Here is an 18,528-nt window from a genome sequence, read left to right on the forward strand (position 1 = left end):
CGCCCGACCGGAAAGCTGCTGAGGTCTATTGACCGAGCGTCGCGTCGCCGTCAATGGCGCCGCCGTAATCGCTAATCGCGATGTAGTGGACTTTTGCACCTGCCGGTACACCATTCATTTTTGTGACCGGCAAAACCACCGACGCACGCGGCGCGACCATGCCGCCCTCTTCGTTCTTGAAGGTGTGACCACCGCTTTGAACATCGACTTCGCTAAACGACACGTAGTACGGCGTCGGATTCGATACGCTCACCGCCTGACCTTTACCATCCTTCGACGCTGCAACCTTCCAGGTCAACTGCGCCGGCGCGTCTTCAGGTTTGCCAGGTAATTTCGCCGGACGCACGAACACCTTGATACGGGTGCGGTAGGCCATTTGCAGCGAACTGACGTCAGCCGCTGCGTTGGCCTTCGGCGGGATATCCAGCACGTTGAGCCAGTAGATCGATTCGCGATCCTGCGGCAGCGCTTCGCCGCTATACATCACGCGCAGGGTCTGCGATTTCGAAGCGTCCATACGAAAGATCGGCGGTGTAATCACAAACGGCACCTTGACTTCGCCAGGTTTTGCATTCGCGTTGCCGTCGTCCATCCATACCTGTACCAGCGACGGCGTGTGGCTATCGTTATCGAGCTTGACCGTGACTTCGCGCTGCTCGAGCGGATACACCACTCGCGTACCGCCGATCGTCACGCTTGCATGTGCGCTGCCTGCAAGCAGCGCACATGCAAAACCGATTCCCATCGTCATTTTTCCGAGCAACTTCATCACATCACCTCTAAAAATAATCTTGAAATAAGGCCGTAAAAAAGGCGTTCGCCTGAGCGAACGCCTCAGCCAAACGCTTACTGATACTGCATCGTGTATTGAACCGACGTGCTGACGGGGCCAGCCGTAGCTTTACCCGTTGCGTAGTACTGCGCGAAATAGTTCAGGTTCGCGCTGCCGGTGGTGATCGTCGCGCCGTTGCCAGCGATATCGTTGTTCAAACCGGTCACGATATTGATAGGTTGCATCGACGCGTTAAGGAGGCGAACTTCGACTTTGGTGGCGGGGGACGAAAGAGCCTGGTTCGTCAGATAGCCGTTGGTCTGGTCGACCGTCGAGCCGTTTTCGAAGGTGGCAACTGCCTTGGTTGCGGCGCCCGTGCAGCCGGTCAGTGCCATCGTGATACCGGTCGGGCCCGACGTACCAGCAACTGCGCCTGCCGTCGAGAGCGCGCCAGCCGAAACCGTCGGCAACGTGACTGACATATCGGCAGCCGTGCCCGATGCCTTGCCGTTGATCGAGCAGGTGGTGTTCGACAACGTGCCGGTGATCGAGATCGTGCCGTCCGCAGCGTGGGCGCCGAACGATGCGAGACCCAACAGACCGCTGGTTGCGATCGCGATTGCGGGGAGGATTGATTTCATGTTTGCTGCTCCAGTTAATTAGGAAATTTGTTGAATCAACGGCGAATCGATATTGAGTGAGATCCGCCATTTGCCCCTGGGCGCTCCAAAGTTCTACGCCGGGAAAATGGCGGTCTTGCTTCGAACTATTGGCCTTTCGTTCAGGCGCAAACCAATGTTAGGTTTTCGAGATTCGGGAGTACCTCAGACAACTCCTATTTAGATAGGAGTCGTCCTGCATAAAATGAGCAAGAATCTGACAGCCGCGCGCCCATGCGAGCAAGTCATTAGGACTTTTCCTAAAGATTCGTGAGCGAAGGCGGTTCGACTGAGATTCCGCGCCACAATTGAAAAACCCGCCGCATCGTTACCGATGCGGCGGGTTTCTTTGCAGCGTTCGCGCGGTTTAGGCGCCGCTCGCTTCGTTCAAGGTCAGGTGTTTCGTTTCAGGCGCCCAGGCGATCGATACCACCATGCCGATCAGCAGGACGGCTGCGAGCACCATCATCGTCGCGTGGAAGCCTAGATGGACGATACCTAGCGGCAGCAGGAACGTGCCGACAGCCGAACCAAGACGGCTACACGCAATGGCAAGTCCTACACCGCATGCGCGCACCTCGGTCGGAAAGCACTCGGGTGGGAACACGCCGACAAGGTTCGAAAATGCCGACATCGTCAGCGTGAAGATCGCGAAAGCGACGATCATCGCGAGCGTTGCCGATTCTGGCAGCACACTCAGCGCAACCAGCGACATGCACGTCACCGCGAACGAACCGATCAGAAACACACGGCGCGATAATTTGATCGTGAGCCAGATGCCGATCAACGCACCGAGCACAAGGAAGCCGTTCAGCAGGAAGTCCGCACCCGAGCCGTCGTTCAGATGAATCGCCTTGAGAATCGTGGGCAGGAACGTGTAGATCGCGAAGTAGGGAATCACGAGGCACACAAAAAATGCGCAGTTGAAGATCGTCCTGCGAAGCAGGTCCTTTCTGAAAAGGCGTGCAAAGCCGGCATGCCCATGGGCAGCGTGTTCACCGTCACCGCCATCCAGTGTTACGTCGGGACCGAAATGCCTGAGCACGATCGCCTTGGCTTCGGCGATGCGTCCTTTGCCATGCAGCCAACGCGGCGATTCAGGCGTGCCCATGCGCAGCACCAGCACGATCAACGCCGGAACGCCCGCCGATGCAAGCAGCCACCGCCATGCATCTGGCGACGCATCGGCGTATTGCATGCCGAGCACGTTCGCCACCACATAGCCAATGGTCCACACCACGCTGAACGACCCGAGCAATGTCCCTCGATGTTTGCGCGGGGAAAATTCAGCGAGGATCGCATGTCCGACAGCGAAATCACCGCCCATACCGAAGCCGATCAACACCCGCAGCAGACACAACTCGAACGGTGAACTCACATAGAACTGCGCAAACGCGGCTGCGGTGATGATGAGGAAGCTCATCAGAAAGATCTTTTGCCGTCCCAAGCGGTCGGACAACCAGCCGAACACGAGGCTGCCGATAAAGATACCCATCAACGCAGAGCTACCGATCATGCCCATCCAGAACGCGTCGAGTGGCATCTGGCGATTGAGCGACGCAAGTGCATAGCCGATCGTGCCGAGCGCAAAACCTTCCGTAAAGTGCGCGCCGAATGTCAGCCCGGCGATCTTGACGTGAAAGGCGTTCAGCGGAACGTCGTCGAGAGAAATGGGGCCGCGCATAGCCGCCGCGGCGGTGGACGGCAAAGTGGGGGCGAGGCCGAGAGTGGCGGCCTGGATATCCTGATTGCTCACGCTGTCTCCTTCGTTGTGTGGGCAGCCACTGCGTGACCGACGTGCGGACTATTCGATGCGCGTCCGACTGGCGGCCGGCTTTAGATATGCAGGGCTGCTTCGTCCGCCTCTTGCCCGTGCAGCGCGAGGCGGATGCATAAACGTTCGATGTGAAGACTAGCGGCCGAGGCCGCCCATCATCATGTACTTGAGCTCGGTGTATTCATCGAGTCCGTACTTCGAGCCTTCGCGGCCGAGACCCGATTGTTTGACACCGCCGAACGGCGCGACTTCCGTCGACAAGATTCCTTCGTTGATGCCGACCATGCCGCTTTCGAGCGCTTCGGCGACGCGCCATGCGCGGGCGAGATCGCGGGTATAGAAATATGCGGACAGACCGAACGGTGTGTCGTTGGCGGCGGCAATCGCTTCGTCTTCAGTCTTGAAGCGGAAACACGCCGCCACCGGGCCGAAGGTTTCTTCCTCCGCTATCAGCATCGACTTCGAGGCATCAACCAGCACGGTCGGCTCATAGAACGTGCCGCCGAGCGCATGCGGTTTTCCTCCGGTCAGCACCTTCGCGCCTTTTTGCAACGCATCGGCCACGTGTGTCTCGACCTTCTTCAACGCCGCCTGGTTAATCAACGGACCTTGCTCGACCTCACCTTGCAATGCATTGCCAATCCGCATTTTTTGCACGGCTCGGGTCAGTGCCAGGGTGAACGCATCATAGACACCGTCCTGCACGTAGAAACGGTTCACGCACACGCAGGTCTGCCCGGTGTTGCGAAACTTCGACGCCATCGCGCCTTGCACGGCGGCGTCAATGTCGGCGTCATCGAAGACGATAAACGGCGCGTTACCGCCAAGCTCCAGCGACAGCTTCTTCAACGTATGCGCCGACTGCTTCGCGAGCAGCTTGCCGACGCGCGTCGATCCGGTGAACGAGAGTTTGCGCACCACATCCGATTCTGTCAGCGCGCCGCCGATCGCCACAGCATCGCCGGAGACGATGTTGAAGACGCCCGGTGGAATGCCGGCCTTCTCCGCCAGCACAGCCAAAGCAAAAGCGGACAGCGGTGTTTCTTCCGACGGCTTGAGCACCATCGTGCAGCCTGCCGCGAGCGCGGGACCGGCCTTGCGCGTGATCATCGCGAGCGGAAAATTCCACGGCGTGATGGCAGCGACCACGCCGACCGGTTCGCGTGTGACGATGATCTTCGCATTCGGATTCGGGCTGGGGATCACGTCGCCATAACTGCGTTTGGCCTCCTCGGCGAACCATTCGAAGAAGCTCGCCGCATAGCCGACTTCGCCACGTGCTTCCGCCAACGGCTTGCCTTGTTCGAGGGTCAGCAACTCGGCAAGCGCGTCGCGGTTCTCCAGCATCAACTCGCCCCAGCGCTTCACGCGTGCGCCGCGCTCCTTCGCGGTCAACCGGCGCCATGCCGGAAAAGCCCGCTCGGCGGCGGCAACGGCTTGCGTCGTTTCCCCCGCGCCGCCCTTCGCGACCCGGGCGATGACCTCGCCTGTCGCGGGATTCAGAACGGGATATGTACTCGCGCTTTCGTACCATTCGCCGGCGATATAGTGTCCAGTTCGGAGGAATGCATTCATGCCGCTTTCTCCAGGTGCTCGACGAACGTGCCTTGCGCGAGCCGCCCTTCGCGTGCGATACGTTTGCCCGCGGTGTAGTCGTTGATCAGATCGCACGGCGTGTAGTTGCGCTCGAGTTCGAAGAGCTCGTCGGCGCTGAGCTTCGTGCCGAGTGCGGCGAGCGCGCTATCGAATTGCGCGGGCGTGTCCGCGCCGACCAGCATGCTGGCGACACCACCGTGATTGAGCACCCAAGCTTGCGCGATCTGCGCAGCCGACACGCCGCGCCGCGCTGCCACGCGTGCTACCGACGCGGCAATCTCGTGCGATGCCATATCGCCGTACATTTGCGCGGTGAAGAAATCGGTCTGGTTGCGCGTCGAGTTCTGATCGCAGGTTAGTAACCCGCGAGCGAGCGGACTGAACACGGAAACGCCCACACCCCGATCCTGGCAGTACGGAATCATTTCGCGCTCCTCCTCGCGGTACGCAAGGTTGAGTTGCAACTGCATGTTGATCGGCTTATGCCAGCCGTTGCGTTCGCACACTTGCATGATCTTCGCGAACTGCCACGTGTACATCGTCGATACGCCGATATAGCGAGCCTTGCCGGCGCACACGATATCGTTCAGCACGCCCATGGTTTCCTCAACCGGCGTGTTCACGTCGAAGAAATGCAGCATGTAGATATCGACGTAATCCATCCCCAGCCGTGTGAGCGATGCGTCGATGCCATCCATGATGTGCTTGCGTGAATGGCCGCCGGCGTTCTGATATGCACCCATGTCGTAGCCGACCTTGGTCGTCACGACAATCTCCTCGCGGCGCGCGATGCGTTTCAGAATACGGCCCACCACTTCTTCACCCACGCCGGTCGAATAGAAATCAGCGAGGTCGATGAAATTGACGCCGGCTTCCAGCGCGTGACGCACAATCGGCTCGCTTTGCGCTTCGTCGAAAATCCACGGCTTCCATTGCGGCGTGCCCATATTCATCGTGCCGAGGCACAGACGTGAAACCTTCAGACCCGATTGGCCGAGGCGAATGTATTCCATAGTGCTTGGCTCCTTCCTGATCGTATCCAGTTGAGCAAGCGGCTGCGCCGGCCCGATGGCGCGCGAACCGCGTTGCGCGTGATTAACGTTGTTTCGGGGTGTAGAACGGATTCGATACGTCGCGCGCGGCGGCGAACACTTCATCGCGATGCGGCAGACCCTTCATCGCCGCGAGGATCGCGTTCTTGCACGCGCGGTAGTTGTTCTGGAAGACGGCGTCGAGATCGTCGGTGGCCGGATTGACCCAGTTCGCCGACACCACCACCCAATCGTTTTCCGCTTCAGGGGGCAGCGTGCCGTTCTCGAGCGACTCGGCCACTGCCTTGGCGATGCCGGCCTGCGATGCGCCCCATGTTGCGTTGCCGTGGAAGTCGCTACCGATCTGCGCCTTGTTCACGTACAGCGTGAGCGGCTTGGTCGGCACACCCGGCCGCGCGATCACGACGAACGGCGCATGTCCCGCGGAAGGCGTCGCCAATGCAGTGGCGAAGGCCTGACCCGCTGGCCCGTTGCGCGGGCCGACGAGGACGTTGATGTGCGCGAGGTTGACGCCGGGGCCTTCGAATCCTTCGCCGATAAAGAGTTGTTTGTCCGTCGATACGCTCATGGTCTTTCCGTCGGGGGTGAGTGGATGACCGATTGTGCTGTCCGGTCTTCGCGACCATGTATCGATGAGTTTTGATCCGGGGTATGAGGCGAACTCATCTCCGGGTTTGCCCCCGGGGCGCCTTACGCGGCGCTCAGGTGACGATTAGATGGCGATCAGGTAGCGCATCGCGTCACGCATTCAGGCGGGCGCAAAGGTGAGGCTTTTCGGGACCCGCGATTGCGTCGCTCGAATCGTGGTGAAAGGCGACCACCCCGACGGCCGATCACGCACCCGCGGCGCGCCGTTCAGCCGCCAGACAAAGTCTGTGAAGAAGACAGCGTGAGAACCGGCCGACGGATTCCGCGATTCTTCGGATAGCCTGGGAACGCCCGCCAGCAAAGGCGGGCGCGGGTTTCAAGAAAGGTCGTGCGGCCGCGAGAGACTGCAGAGGTGGCCACGCAGCAAGGTGCGTCATCCGACAAAACCAGGCTCACCGAAACAACGAATCCTGGCTTGAGGCAGTTCGAGAAATCCACAACGCGCGTTGCAGGCTCACGCGAAAGGTGAGCGTTTTCGGGACCCGCTCAGCGGTGCGAGAAAAACCCGGCGCAACTTCACTTCGGAAAACCCGGCGCGTTGCGAGTGCAAGCGCCATGCACGAAAGGGCTTCAGACTTCGATCAGAAAGCGCTCGCGATTCTTGCCAGCGAGCCAGCCAGGCGAGCGGCCGCGGCCGCTCCAGGTCTCGCCGGTTTTCGGGTTACGGTACTTGGCTACTGAAGCCGTTTTGCGTGCCGTTATACGTTTGCTCGTGAAACCCAGCTCTTCCGCCGTGAGGTCGTATTCGGCGACCTTCTGCTTGATCTCAGCGATCGCCTGTGCGATTTCTTTTTCGCGCGCCACCGCGACTTCCTTGTGGAGCTTTTCGAGCTGGGCAGTCAACTGTTTGTATGAGGCCATGGCGGGTACTCCGATCGATTTTGACGAACTGCAGTGCGGACGCTCCGGAGGAAGCCTCCGTGCGCGCACACTATCAGACGAATAAAGTGCCGGATAGAGCGGCCCGCGCAGGGTGGCCCGCACAGGGCGGCCCGCACGCGGCGACCGGCACGGGGTGCCCACCCAGGATGCGCCCGCGTAGGGCGACCCGACCTGCATGGAACGGCCTGCGACTAACCGCCGTCCACGGTCGACGGTCCACGGGTTACCCGCTCACCTGCCAACGCCAACGCCAACGCCAACGCCAACGCCAACGCACTCAATCGTCAATCGCATCGTACACGCGGCGTTCGAAATCGAGCGACATTGGGAATGGTTCGACAGCACGCCGCTGAATCAGCATAAGACCGATCAGGTCCTCCACCGGGTCGGCGAACCAGCTTGTGCCATACGCACCCGGCCAGCCGAACGACCCCAGCGAGCGATAACCCAGCGGCAACTGCTGCGCAGGATCGTCGACGACGGACAAGCCGAGGCCAAAGCCCTGGCCCGCCCACAGCACATGACCGAACGCCGGCACGCGGCGTTGGTCGCGGGTCAGAAAATTCGAACGCATCAAATCGACCGAGCGATGCGACAGCAAGCGTGTCGAACCGACGCGTCCACGCCCTAACAACAGTTGCGCGAACTGCAGATAGTCCTGTGCCGTCGAGACAAGGCCGCCACCGCCGCTCTGGAACCGCTCGGGATTCGCCCAGCGGCTCGCCGACGGATGATCTTCGACCACGCGCCGCCGACTGCCCGGCTCGACGCCATAAGCCGTCGCCAAACGCGTGAGCTGCGCCTCGGGCACCCAGAACGCCGTGTCGCGCATGCTGAGCGGTTCGAAGATCCGCGTCCGGAAGAAGTCGCCGAGCCGCATGCCGCTTACGCGCTCGATCAGCACGCCGAGGACGTCAGTCGCGATACCGTAGTGCCAGCGCGAACCGGGCTGAAACATCAACGGCAAGCCCGCGATCCGCCCCAGCCACGCGCTGGCGTCGCCACGCGCTTCAATGCCGTTGAAGGCCGCCGCGTATGCCTCCGCCAACGGACCGGCAGCGGTGAAATGATAAGCAAAACCGGCGCGATGGGTGAGCAGATCGAGTACGGTAAGCGGCGTTCTGACCGGGTCGGTTTCGTCGAGCGGGCCGGTGGGGTCGCGCAGCACGACCGGAGCAGCCAGCTCCGGCAGCCACGAGGAGATCGGTGTGTCGAGTGCGAGCCGATCCTCTTCAATCAACATCAGGATCGCCGCACTCGTAACCGGTTTGGTCATCGACGCGATACGAAACAGCGTCTCGCGCTCCATGGGCAATTGCGCGGCTTCATCGCGCAAGCCGAGCGACTCGAAATAGCCGATTTCACCGCGCCGCCAGACCAGCGAAACGACGCCCGCCACCTCGCCGCGGTCCACATAGCCTTGCATGGCGTTCGTGAGCGCCGTCAGACGGGTCGCCGATAGTCCTGCTGGGTGCATGATCCTCCTGAGTCTCTGGGCGTTACGTTCCCTTATTCTTGCAGAAAACGTTACCCGATCAGACGGTACACGTCATCATCCGCCCCCGCGGACAAATCACGCTTTCTGTCGGTTCTCCAAAGCCGAAAGGGCTGCATTGAGCCGTTTGACGCGGCTGGCCTGCGCCGGCACCAATCCCGCCCCGGACACCGAAGCGATGCGATTGCGCCAATAGGACAGAGGGATACGGTCTTCAGCGGAGATATGCGAGATTACATGTTCAAGATGCTCGATATCTTTTTCGAGTTGGCGGTGATTCATTGTTTTCCCCGGAATTACTCATTGAACCCGTTTAAAAAGCATAAAACGTGCCGCAATTACCGCATCCAGTCACTCAAGCGGAACATCTTTCTTAAGTCGTTAATCTGGCCCGTCGCGATCCGGCAAAATCTGCGTATATGTTTGTCTTTGAGCCGGCCAGTTAAGGATACTGCGAAGATTGTTCGCGTTCCGTTAGGTGCCGCACCGACTCAGCTTAATGGAGAAACCGGAGCGCTTTGTTGGTGGCGCAAACGGTATAAGCAATAGTCTGGGAATAGCTAGATAAATATCCAATGGGCATCATAACCTTTTCGGCAACGCGTATTAGAGGCAGATATTTATGACGGCCATATGCATATTGCGCGACGTCATGGCCAGGTTTGGCCCGTTCAAACGGGACCCGCGCTGAGGGAGAAACGCCGCCGTCATAGCCGGGCGGCGAAATAAAGGAAGAAAATAGTCAATCCGTTACGCCAGCCGTTGGCCGGCGCAACGTCATTTCGCCCGGCAGGCGTATATCAGACTGAACGTGCCGTTGTCGCTGAATTGGCGCACGACGTCGAACGCGCCGCCGCAAGCTGCGCTTGCCTGCTGCGAGCAGGAGTCGGAGCCTTCCCGGCATTGAACCAGCGTAGTCGGGCGGCCGTCCGACAGAAACAGCGGCGCGCTGCTGCTGCAACCGCTCAGCAGGGCAATTGCGGGAAGCGCCAGCGCGGCACAGGCCCGGCGCGCGAAAGAGGAGAGATTGCGTTTCATTTGAAACCCCGATCACAGCTTGTTTTTCGATCACGCGATTGTGCCACGCGGCAATTACACTGCGTCGCGCGATGGCGCCGGACTTTGTCACACCTCGATACCGTATGCCGCGATCTTCTTATAGAGCGTCGCACGGCCCATACCGATCTGCATTGCCGTCTCGATCACGCGACCGCCGTTGGCGCGCAAGGCGTCGCCCAGGTAGCGCTTTTCGAACGCAGCCATGGCGTCGCTCCACGACGTCGCTTCGGGCGCCTCTGCAGCCGCGTCTGACGCGGGCGCCGCAGGGACTGTACTGGACGCGTGTGGACGATGACCGCCCCCATGTGCCGAACCGATGAACGGCGCCAGCGCACGTGCATCGATCCGCTCGCTGTCCGAGAGCATCACCGCCCGTTCCAGCGTATTGTGCAACTCGCGCACATTGCCGGGCCATCCATACGAACACAGCAGCCGCAATGCGTCGTCCTGCAATTCGAAGTGACTGGCGCCGCGCGCCTGCGTCGACAGATCCTCGAGCATGGCGTAGGCCAGCGCTTCGATATCGGACGAACGCTCGCGAAGCGCCGGCGCCTGAATCGTCAACACGTTCAGCCGGTAAAACAGGTCCGCACGGAAACGTCCTGCCGCGACCAGTGCCGGCAAATCGGCCGAGGTCGCGGCGATGATCCGCACGTCCGCGCGCACAATCCGGTTCGAGCCAAGCGGCTCGAACTCCTTGTCCTGCAACACGCGCAACAGCTTGCCCTGCAAAGGCAGCGGCATGTCGCCGATTTCGTCGAGAAACAGCGTGCCGCCATTCGCGAGTTCGAACTTGCCGACACGTCCCTTCCGGTCCGCGCCGGTATAGGCGCCGGGCGCGGCGCCGAAGAATTCGACTTCGAGCAGGGTGTCCGGAATCGCCGCAACGTTGACTGTCACGAGCGGCTGATTCGCCCGCGCCGACCCGCCGTGAATGGCATGCGCCAGCAGTTCCTTGCCCGTGCCTGTTTCGCCGAGCAACAACACCGGTGACTCGAGTTGCGCGGCCCGGCGCGCCTGGCGCTTCACTTCGAGACTGGCCGCGCTCGTGCCGACAAAACTGCCGAACGTGTACTTCGCCCGTCTTGCCTGTGCGAGCGACTGACGCGTCGCGATCAGTTCCTCCTGCACGCGCGAGTAGTGGGAAAAAAGCGGCGTGAGCGCCTTCAGCTCATCGAACAACGCGAACCCCACCGCGCCCACCGTTTCGCCCGCATCGTCTTTCAGCGGTAGCCGCGTCACGACAAGCGGCTCGCGGTCCGTTTCGAGGATGTCGAGCAGAATCGGTTTGCCGGTGTTCACGACCTCGCGCATCAGGCTGTTGGGAATCACCGCCTCGCAGTCCCGGCCAATCGCCTGCTCCGGGTCCGAAAAGCCGAAGCGCGCCGCGTAGCGCTTGTTGATCCACACGACGCGCGCCTCGGCGTCGACGATGAACGTGCCTTCGCTGAAATTCTCGAACGTACGGAAGAGCGAATCCATCGCCCGGCGGAGCACGTCGCCGTAGGTGGCAGGCAGGCCTGCCCAGTCGTTCATCATGGTGTCGCTGTCTCCGGCTATCGTTGTATTTATGTTTGTCTCATTTCGTAGACAAGCTTATCTCATCGACGAGATCAGCAAGAAGCTTTACACATAATGGTTTAACCTCAATACAACCTATGTTCAGAGGATCTACGTCCCGTTTTAGAGACATTTGGGTACAATCGGCCGCATCACGTTTCGAACTTCTGCCTGTGAAATCAATGGCCAGCCCGCTGCGGCGCGCGTGGCACGGAATCTGCATTTGCGGGCGCCGGGCCGTTGCATTCATCGAGACGGCGTACACGTAGAACAACCAAGCTTCGGAGACTCAATGTCCTTTGTTATCGTCCTCGCCGCGCTGGCGTTTCTGATGTTTGCCGCATATCGCGGCTACAGCGTCATTCTGTTCGCGCCGATCGCCGCCCTCGGCGCGGTGCTGTTGACCGACCCTGGCGCGGTTGCGCCAGTATTCTCCGGCATCTTCATGGAGAAGATGGTCGGCTTCGTGAAGCTCTACTTCCCCGTGTTTCTGCTGGGCGCGGTGTTCGGTAAGGTCATCGAACTCTCTGGCTTTTCGGAGTCGATCGTGGCCGCGGCCATCCGCTACATTGGCCGCTCACGCGCCAATGCGGTGATCGTCGCGGTGTGCGCGCTGCTCACCTATGGCGGCGTGTCGCTGTTCGTGGTGGTGTTCGCGGTGTATCCGTTCGCCGCCGAGTTGTACCGCCAGAGCAATATTCCGAAACGCCTGATGCCTGGCGCGATCGCGCTCGGCGCGTTCTCGTTCACGATGGATTCGTTGCCGGGCACGCCGCAGATCCAGAACATCATCCCGACCACCTTCTTCAAGACGACGTCCTGGGCCGCGCCCACGCTTGGCGTAATCGGCTCGCTGTTCATCATCGTGGTTGGCCTCACGTATCTGGAATGGCGCCGCCGCGCGGCGATGGCGACCGGCGAAGGCTACGGCACCGATCTCGTCAACGAGCCGGAGCGCGTCGAATCGAAGCAACTGCCGCATCCGTTGCTCGCGGTCGCACCGCTGGTGCTAGTCGGCGTGGCGAACTTCCTGCTGACCCGCTGGATTCCGAACTGGTACGGCGCGTCTTACACCATTGCACCGGACATCCTGCCGGGCATCCATGCGCCAGTCACGACAACGATCAAAAGCGTCGTCGCGATCTGGGCCGTTGAAGGCGCGCTGCTGCTCGGTATCGTGATGGTCGTGGTGACGGCGTTCGGCCGTGTGCGCGAACGCTTCGCGGTCGGCACCAAGGCGGCGGTGGCGGGCGCGCTGCTGGCTTCGTTGAATACGGCGTCGGAGTATGGATTTGGCGGCGTGATCGCGGCGTTGCCGGGTTTCCTCGTGGTCAGCGACGCGCTGAAGAGCATTCCAAATCCACTCGTCAATGCCGCGGTTTCGGTGAGCTCGCTTGCGGGGATCACGGGTTCGGCATCGGGCGGTATGAGCATCGCGCTTGCGGCCATGTCCGACACGTTCATCAAGGGTGCGGAAGCCGCACATATTCCGATGGAAGTGTTGCATCGGGTCGTCGCGATGGCGAGCGGCGGGATGGATACGCTGCCGCATAACGGCGCGGTGATCACGCTGCTGGCCGTGACGGGGCTGACGCACCGCCAGTCGTACCGCGATATCTTTGCAGTAACGGTAATCAAGACCCTGGCGGTTTTCTTTGTGATCTCGGTTTATTACATGACCGGCTTGGTTTAACTTTATCGCTTTGACAGTCGGCTGATTCAAAACGGGCGCGCCGACACATCGGTGCGCCCCACACTTTCAAGCGCAACGCTTGCGCATCGCTTACCATTCAATTTCAATTTCACACTCGACTGCAGTGTGCTTGACCCCGGCGCATTCCGGTGTTTTGATTTGGGCGCTTGTCTATAGACGCGTGAAATAAAAACACGTGAAATAGCGACCCAAAACCGGGGCATATAAATGATCAATAAGGTCACCGCGCACGGGCTTTTCGCCCTCGTCGCGCTCGCCAGTTCTGCGGCGCCCGCAATCGCGGATGAACGCGATCCGATTGCCACCGATCTGCACGAGACCGTCGTTCAGGTTCCAATGACCGAGCGCGGCTTGCTCGGCGAGCACACGCGAGACATCGTCGCCACCACCTATATGCCCGACGGTGCGGGTCCGTTTCCGCTGATCGTCCTGAGCCATGGCAATCCGCCGAACGCTCGCGATCGCTTCAAGGTCGGCCGCTACCGCAAGCTCGCGCAGATTCGCGAGTTTGTTCAACTGGGCTTTGCGGTCATCGTTCCGATTCGGCGCGGCTATGGCGCAACCGGTGGCTCGTATGCGGAAAACACCGGTTCGTGTCAGAACCCGGATTTCGAAAGTGCCGGACGGGAAGCCGCTCAAGACCTGCTCGCCACCATTGCGTTTGCGGACACGCTGCCGCAAGTCGATCGCAACAACGTCATACTCGTTGGGCAATCCGCCGGCGGCTTCGCGTCATTAGCGGCCGCGAGCTATGCCCCCAAAGGGCTCGTCGCGGTGGTCAACTTCTCCGGTGGTCGAGGCGGGGACCCAGGCAGGCATCCGGGCCAGCCCTGCGCGCCGGAACAGATGACGAAGACCATGGCCCAGTTCGCTTCGACCACACAGGTCCCCGTGCTATGGCACTACGTCGAAAACGATCAGTACTTCGCACCGGATGTCGTCAAAACCTGGTTCAGCGCGTTCCAGGCGGCAGGAGGACATGGCGAACTCGTTGTCGAGCCACCGTTTGGCCGGGACGGCCACGGCATGTTCGCGGTGGACCGCGCGATTCCGATCTGGTTGCCGCATTTCGAGCAATTCGTCGCGCCGATTGTCCCACTGAAGCAAACCGCCCTCGTGCCTTCATCACACGCCGACGGTGCGGTCGGGTCGCCCTAGCCGACGCGGCTCATGCCCGGATTGCGCTACAGCGGCATTCCGTGGACGACACTTCACGTCCGAAATTTTGGTCAGTTAGTTTAGGGCTTTGACACTCGAAGTCCGCCAAGCGACTGCCCCATGAACTCAAGCCCTGCCTTCTGGATGATCCCGTCCGCCCCTACGCCGGTCGGCCCGTTCTCCCATGCCACCGAAGCCGACGGCTGGGTGTTCCTCACCGGCCAGATGCCGACCTCACCCACCGACGACAGCGCACCGCTGCCGGAAGGCGTCGTCGCGCAGACGCAACGCGTGATGGACAACCTCGTGCTCGTGTTGGAAGGCATCGGCTTGGGACTGCAACACGTGGTCGCCGTACGCATCTTTCTGACGGAGTTCAAGCGCGACTATGCGGCGATGAACGAGACCTACCGCGCCTACTTTCCCGCGGACAGGCTGCCGGCGAGGACCTGCATCGGCGTGACCGCGCTCGCACGCGATGCGCTGGTTGAAATCGACTTCATCGCGAAACGGCCCGATTGATCCCGTGCGGCTAACGCGACAGCGGCACCGGTAGCCACCGCCGGAGTCAATGCATCGACGCTTCATCCAGCCCGAAGCGATCGCAGACCGCCTCATGCAATGAGATCGCGCGTTCGTCCATCTCGGTCGTCCAGCTCTCGCTGTTCTCAGATAGCCGCTGCAGCTCACGGCATTGCTGCGCGAACTGCCGCTCCTGCACGACGAGAAACGCGCCGCCGGCGCTATGCGCCCAGCCGCCTATGCCTCCCGGTCTTCCCGCTCGACAATCGCCAGCAGCCTCGGCAGATCGTTTTGCAAGTGCTCCTTGAGCATGGCCGTATAACGTGTCTTGTCGTCCGCGCTGAGCGTGGCGTCCGGATTAGCGGTTGCGCTGGCGGCATCCGGGGTCGCCGGCGCCACCGGTGTCTGCGCACCTGGCGACGCCGGCTGCGAACCTGCCGACCCCGCCGCCGTCGCCGCGAGCAACGCCGCCTCCAACTCACCCAGCGACGCCGGCTTCGCGACATAGCCGGTAAAGCCGCGCTCGCGCCAGCCTTCCTGCTGCTGATTGTCAGTGACCGCGCTAAAGGCCAACACCGGCACGTCCGCATGCGCCTGGCGCAACGCCGCGAGCAATCCGTAACCGTCCATGACCGGCATGTGAATATCGGTCAGCACGACCTCGAAGTGTCCCTGTTCGAACGCCGCCAACGCTTGCCGCCCGTCGCCGGCGATCGTCGGCAAGCAGCCGAGTGCATCGAGTTGCTCGACGATCAAGGTCTGAATCAGCGGGTTGTCTTCGGCGACCAGAACCGTCAGACCGTGCAGCGCCGGATCGACCGTCGGCTGCGGCGCCACGGCGGCGTCGCCGGCGAGCGCCTCAGTATTGTCGGCAGCCACCCCGCCCTCGGCCGCGAGTTCGACTGCGGACAGGATCGCCGTCCGGCTGAATTCAGTGGCTTCGAGCACGCCGTCGCCACACGCTGCGGGACGATGCGGCCCGGTGCGCGTAATCCACGCGGCGCCGACCGGCTGGACCGCACGCAACCCGGCGATGACGTCGAGACTGTACTCACCGGTGATCAACATCGCCTGCGGCCGGTTCACGCGTAACCAGGCCTGCGCACTACGCGTCGAAGTCACCACGTGTGCCGACCAGCCCGCACGCTGCAACCAGCTGTCGAGCAATAGTCCTGACTCACGCTCCTGACACAGCACTAACACGCTTCCGCGGCGCGCCGGTTCGACGGCCGGCACACGCAATTCATCGGGCGGTAACGCAAGCGGTATCGAAGCGCTGAACGCACTACCCACCCCGAGCACGCTCTCGACAGAGATGTGCCCACCCATCAATTCGCACAGCCGCGCGCAGATCGACAGACCCAAACCCGTGCCGCCATAGCGGCTCGAGGTGCTGGCCTCGCCCTGCTCGAACGGATTGAAGATGCGCGCCACCAGCGCCTGGTCCATGCCGATGCCCGAATCGCAAACCCGGCAGGTCAGAATCGGGTGGCCTTGCAGGTCGTCCGTCACTTCGGCATTCAACGTGATCTTGCCGCACGACGTGAACTTGAACGCATTGCTCAACAGGTTGTTGACGATCTGCGCGATGCGCGTGCGATCGCCATGCAGGACCTGATCGAGCGTCGGCGACAGGTGCGAATAGAAGCGGATCGCGCGATCCGCCGTCATCGGCGCGTAGGAAAGCGCGATATTTTCGAAGTCGTCGATCGGCCGGAACGATTCAATCATGAGCCTCATCTCGCCGGCATCGATTTTCGAAAAGTCGAGAATGTCATTGACGATGCGGCGTAACGCGTCCGCCGCCACACCCAGTGTGGCAAGCCGCTGCTTATGGGCTTCAAGGCCGGGCGTGCGTGCGAATAGTTCGAGATTGCCGAGCAGCGCGTTCAACGGCGTGCGGATTTCGTGGCTCATCGACGCGAAGAAATTCGAACGCGCCCGCATCATGCTCTCGGAACTCTGCTGCGCGAGCCGCAGTTGCTGTTCGAGCGCATGCTGTGCGGTCACGTCGAGAATCGCGCAGAACAGCACGTCCTCGTCGGCATAACGCGCGGCGGCGTAGGTGAATTGCAGGAATTGCGCGGGCGCCGCTTCGCCTTCGTCTGACTGTGGTTGCGTTACCGGTTGCGATAGATGCAACTGCGACGGAAAGGGCCGCGCAGGCGCGACAAAAGCGGCGACCTTCGCAAACGCCGTCACCGAAGGCTTGTCCGGCGCCTGCGCCGAGAACTCGCCGACGATGTGCGGCGGCAAGCGGCTGGCGCCCGGTTCGATACACAGTAACTCGCCGGCTAGCGCGTTGGCCGTGAGGATCGAAAAATCGCTTTGCCGAACGATACATAAACCGATTGGCGTAGCGCTGACGAGAATGTGATTGATGGTTTCGCTTTCCAGCGCGCGTGAAGTTTCCGCAAAGGAGTTTTGCAACAGGCGCAGCCCCCAAAAACGCGCCATCAGTATGATCGCCGACAGAACCAGCAGCGTGAGGCACGCGAGCGCCGTCAACTCCCAACCGAGTGCAGCAATCAACCCACGCCACGACACATAGCCGACCAGCGAGCCGAAGCCGGGCGCGAGCGGCTCGCTGAGTATGACGCCGTCACGGGTGTAGCGATAAGCATCCGGCGACGAATGCGCAAGCACGTTCTGCAGCATCTTCGCCGTCGGTCCGTCCACTGGCGGCGACGACACGATCACCCGGCGGTCGACTGTCAGCAGCAACAACGAGCCCTCGCTCGTGGGTCTGGAGAGGCGGCCCGCAAGTGCGTCGACAGGAATACTCATCGTAATCAGCGTGACCGGTATATCGCCGATGTAATGGGCCGCGACCGCTGAAATCACCAGAACGCCCTGCAGCGGGTCCAGATATGGACCGAGCCAGAGGTGCTCCCCCTTGCCCGGTACGCGCCTGCCAGTTTGCGTTTCCAATTCGTGTTCGAGCGTTTCGCGCAGCGTGCTCACAGCCGCCGGTTGCAGCGACAGCGTTGCCGCGGCTCCAGCACCCGTCTCCGTTTGAGCGAGCGACGGCAGAATCGCGGCATAGTCCTCGTTCAGTCCGAGGAGCATTGAGTGTTGTTTTAGTTCGAAGGCCTGTTGGGTCACTAGCGTCGACTGCGCAGCCTCGTACAAGCGCCATAGTTTCGCGCCGAATTCTGGCCCCCAGGCCTTGCGCGTTGCTTCGCCAACCAGCAAGTCGAATTGCGCATTGACCCGCCCGACCGTGCCACGCGCGACGCCAGTCAGCAGGACCGATTGCTCGACGCTATCCGGCACGCGCTGGGGGTCAGTGGTGTCGCCATAAAAGTCGAGTGTGAATTCCGCACGCCGTAGAAATGACTCTTCCCGATGCAGGAGCAGCGAGATATCAGCAGCGTTTTGCGTGGCGAAGGCATGCCGGTAGTCGAGTTGCTTGTTCGCGGCTAGTACAGCCAGCGCCACCGCAAAGACCACCACGATCAGCATCAACGATCCGATCGTCGCGAGGTACAAGCGCTGTTGACGCTTCGCGCTTTGCGCGAGCGAAGCGAACGCCTGGGCCAGTGACTCCTGAGTGCGGTCGAGGATCTTCTGCATCATCTCGCTTGAGTAGCGGATTCGCGCAGGCAGACCGCTGCGGATGTCGAGGCGACAA

15 protein-coding genes are annotated in these 18,528 nt (G+C 61.3%); 3 read left to right on the plus strand and 12 right to left on the minus strand.

Annotated features, from left to right (window positions below):
- Positions 1-25: 25 nt before the first annotated feature.
- From PQQ52_RS07080 to PQQ52_RS07130, 11 genes are all read right to left on the minus strand, one after another.
- Positions 26-745, minus strand: coding sequence for a fimbria/pilus periplasmic chaperone (locus tag PQQ52_RS07080; RefSeq protein ID WP_408208383.1), 720 nt, complete (start codon positions 743-745; stop codon positions 26-28).
- A 101-nt stretch (positions 746-846) separates the two neighbouring features.
- Complete coding sequence (locus PQQ52_RS07085; protein ID WP_408208386.1) at positions 847-1,413, minus strand: fimbrial protein; 567 nt, start codon at positions 1,411-1,413, stop codon at positions 847-849.
- Between the two features lie 385 nt (positions 1,414-1,798).
- The gene (locus PQQ52_RS07090) at positions 1,799-3,187 is read right to left on the minus strand and encodes an MFS transporter (protein ID WP_408208389.1); all 1,389 of its coding nucleotides are present in this window, start codon (positions 3,185-3,187) and stop codon (positions 1,799-1,801) included.
- Positions 3,188-3,343: 156 nt separating this feature from the next.
- Positions 3,344-4,783, minus strand: coding sequence for an NAD-dependent succinate-semialdehyde dehydrogenase (locus PQQ52_RS07095; protein WP_408208392.1), 1,440 nt, complete (start codon positions 4,781-4,783; stop codon positions 3,344-3,346).
- Positions 4,780-5,817 (minus strand): aldo/keto reductase, encoded by a 1,038-nt coding sequence (locus PQQ52_RS07100; RefSeq protein WP_408208394.1) that lies wholly within the window; start codon positions 5,815-5,817, stop codon positions 4,780-4,782. Before PQQ52_RS07100 ends, PQQ52_RS07095 begins: the two co-directional genes overlap by 4 nt.
- A gap of 82 nt (positions 5,818-5,899) precedes the next feature.
- The gene (gene fae, locus PQQ52_RS07105; protein ID WP_408208397.1) at positions 5,900-6,424 is read right to left on the minus strand and encodes a formaldehyde-activating enzyme; all 525 of its coding nucleotides are present in this window, start codon (positions 6,422-6,424) and stop codon (positions 5,900-5,902) included.
- A 650-nt stretch (positions 6,425-7,074) separates the two neighbouring features.
- Positions 7,075-7,365 (minus strand): H-NS histone family protein, encoded by a 291-nt coding sequence (locus PQQ52_RS07110; protein ID WP_408208400.1) that lies wholly within the window; start codon positions 7,363-7,365, stop codon positions 7,075-7,077.
- Between the two features lie 298 nt (positions 7,366-7,663).
- The gene (locus tag PQQ52_RS07115; protein WP_408208403.1) at positions 7,664-8,863 is read right to left on the minus strand and encodes a serine hydrolase domain-containing protein; all 1,200 of its coding nucleotides are present in this window, start codon (positions 8,861-8,863) and stop codon (positions 7,664-7,666) included.
- Between the two features lie 96 nt (positions 8,864-8,959).
- Positions 8,960-9,163, minus strand: a complete 204-nt coding sequence (locus tag PQQ52_RS07120) for a hypothetical protein (RefSeq protein WP_325042680.1) — start codon at positions 9,161-9,163, stop codon at positions 8,960-8,962.
- A gap of 495 nt (positions 9,164-9,658) precedes the next feature.
- Positions 9,659-9,919: a hypothetical protein gene (locus tag PQQ52_RS07125; RefSeq protein ID WP_408208406.1), complete on the minus strand. Its 261-nt coding sequence runs from the start codon at positions 9,917-9,919 to the stop codon at positions 9,659-9,661.
- Between the two features lie 87 nt (positions 9,920-10,006).
- Positions 10,007-11,479: a sigma-54 interaction domain-containing protein gene (locus tag PQQ52_RS07130; protein WP_408208409.1), complete on the minus strand. Its 1,473-nt coding sequence runs from the start codon at positions 11,477-11,479 to the stop codon at positions 10,007-10,009.
- A gap of 313 nt (positions 11,480-11,792) precedes the next feature.
- Between PQQ52_RS07130 and PQQ52_RS07135 the strand changes: the two genes are divergently transcribed.
- The 3 genes from PQQ52_RS07135 to PQQ52_RS07145 all read left to right on the plus strand — a co-directional run bounded on the left by PQQ52_RS07135 (position 11,793) and on the right by PQQ52_RS07145 (position 14,894).
- Positions 11,793-13,193 carry a GntP family permease gene (locus tag PQQ52_RS07135; RefSeq protein ID WP_408208412.1) on the plus strand — a complete coding sequence of 467 codons (1,401 nt, stop codon included), beginning with the start codon at positions 11,793-11,795 and terminating at the stop codon, positions 13,191-13,193.
- Positions 13,194-13,421: 228 nt separating this feature from the next.
- Positions 13,422-14,372 carry an alpha/beta hydrolase family protein gene (locus tag PQQ52_RS07140; RefSeq protein WP_408208415.1) on the plus strand — a complete coding sequence of 317 codons (951 nt, stop codon included), beginning with the start codon at positions 13,422-13,424 and terminating at the stop codon, positions 14,370-14,372.
- Positions 14,373-14,492: 120 nt separating this feature from the next.
- Positions 14,493-14,894: a RidA family protein gene (locus tag PQQ52_RS07145; protein WP_408208418.1), complete on the plus strand. Its 402-nt coding sequence runs from the start codon at positions 14,493-14,495 to the stop codon at positions 14,892-14,894.
- Positions 14,895-15,131: 237 nt separating this feature from the next.
- Here the strand turns inward: PQQ52_RS07145 and PQQ52_RS07150 are convergent, their stop codons facing one another.
- Complete coding sequence (locus PQQ52_RS07150) at positions 15,132-18,473, minus strand: ATP-binding protein (RefSeq protein ID WP_408208421.1); 3,342 nt, start codon at positions 18,471-18,473, stop codon at positions 15,132-15,134.
- Between the last annotated feature and the right edge of the window lie 55 nt (positions 18,474-18,528).

The sequence above is a fragment of the Paraburkholderia sediminicola genome, from assembly GCF_046030555.1.
Classification (GTDB): domain Bacteria; phylum Pseudomonadota; class Gammaproteobacteria; order Burkholderiales; family Burkholderiaceae; genus Paraburkholderia; species Paraburkholderia sediminicola_E.

Bases quoted from the DNA above. Each gene is read 5' to 3' on its own strand.
- PQQ52_RS07100 (WP_408208394.1), bottom strand. From the start codon at position 5,817: ATGGAATACATTCGCCTCGGCCAATCGGGTCTGAAGGTTTCACGTCTG.
- PQQ52_RS07095 (WP_408208392.1), bottom strand. From the start codon at position 4,783: ATGAATGCATTCCTCCGAACTGGACACTATATCGCCGGCGAATGGTAC.
- PQQ52_RS07085 (WP_408208386.1), bottom strand. From the start codon at position 1,413: ATGAAATCAATCCTCCCCGCAATCGCGATCGCAACCAGCGGTCTGTTG.
- PQQ52_RS07125 (WP_408208406.1), bottom strand. From the start codon at position 9,919: ATGAAACGCAATCTCTCCTCTTTCGCGCGCCGGGCCTGTGCCGCGCTG.
- PQQ52_RS07145 (WP_408208418.1), top strand. From the start codon at position 14,493: ATGAACTCAAGCCCTGCCTTCTGGATGATCCCGTCCGCCCCTACGCCG.
- PQQ52_RS07115 (WP_408208403.1), bottom strand. From the start codon at position 8,863: ATGCACCCAGCAGGACTATCGGCGACCCGTCTGACGGCGCTCACGAAC.
- PQQ52_RS07110 (WP_408208400.1), bottom strand. From the start codon at position 7,365: ATGGCCTCATACAAACAGTTGACTGCCCAGCTCGAAAAGCTCCACAAG.
- PQQ52_RS07150 (WP_408208421.1), bottom strand. From the start codon at position 18,473: ATGATGCAGAAGATCCTCGACCGCACTCAGGAGTCACTGGCCCAGGCG.
- PQQ52_RS07120 (WP_325042680.1), bottom strand. From the start codon at position 9,163: ATGAATCACCGCCAACTCGAAAAAGATATCGAGCATCTTGAACATGTA.
- fae (WP_408208397.1), bottom strand. From the start codon at position 6,424: ATGAGCGTATCGACGGACAAACAACTCTTTATCGGCGAAGGATTCGAA.
- PQQ52_RS07130 (WP_408208409.1), bottom strand. From the start codon at position 11,479: ATGATGAACGACTGGGCAGGCCTGCCTGCCACCTACGGCGACGTGCTC.
- PQQ52_RS07080 (WP_408208383.1), bottom strand. From the start codon at position 745: ATGGGAATCGGTTTTGCATGTGCGCTGCTTGCAGGCAGCGCACATGCA.
- PQQ52_RS07135 (WP_408208412.1), top strand. From the start codon at position 11,793: ATGTCCTTTGTTATCGTCCTCGCCGCGCTGGCGTTTCTGATGTTTGCC.
- PQQ52_RS07140 (WP_408208415.1), top strand. From the start codon at position 13,422: ATGATCAATAAGGTCACCGCGCACGGGCTTTTCGCCCTCGTCGCGCTC.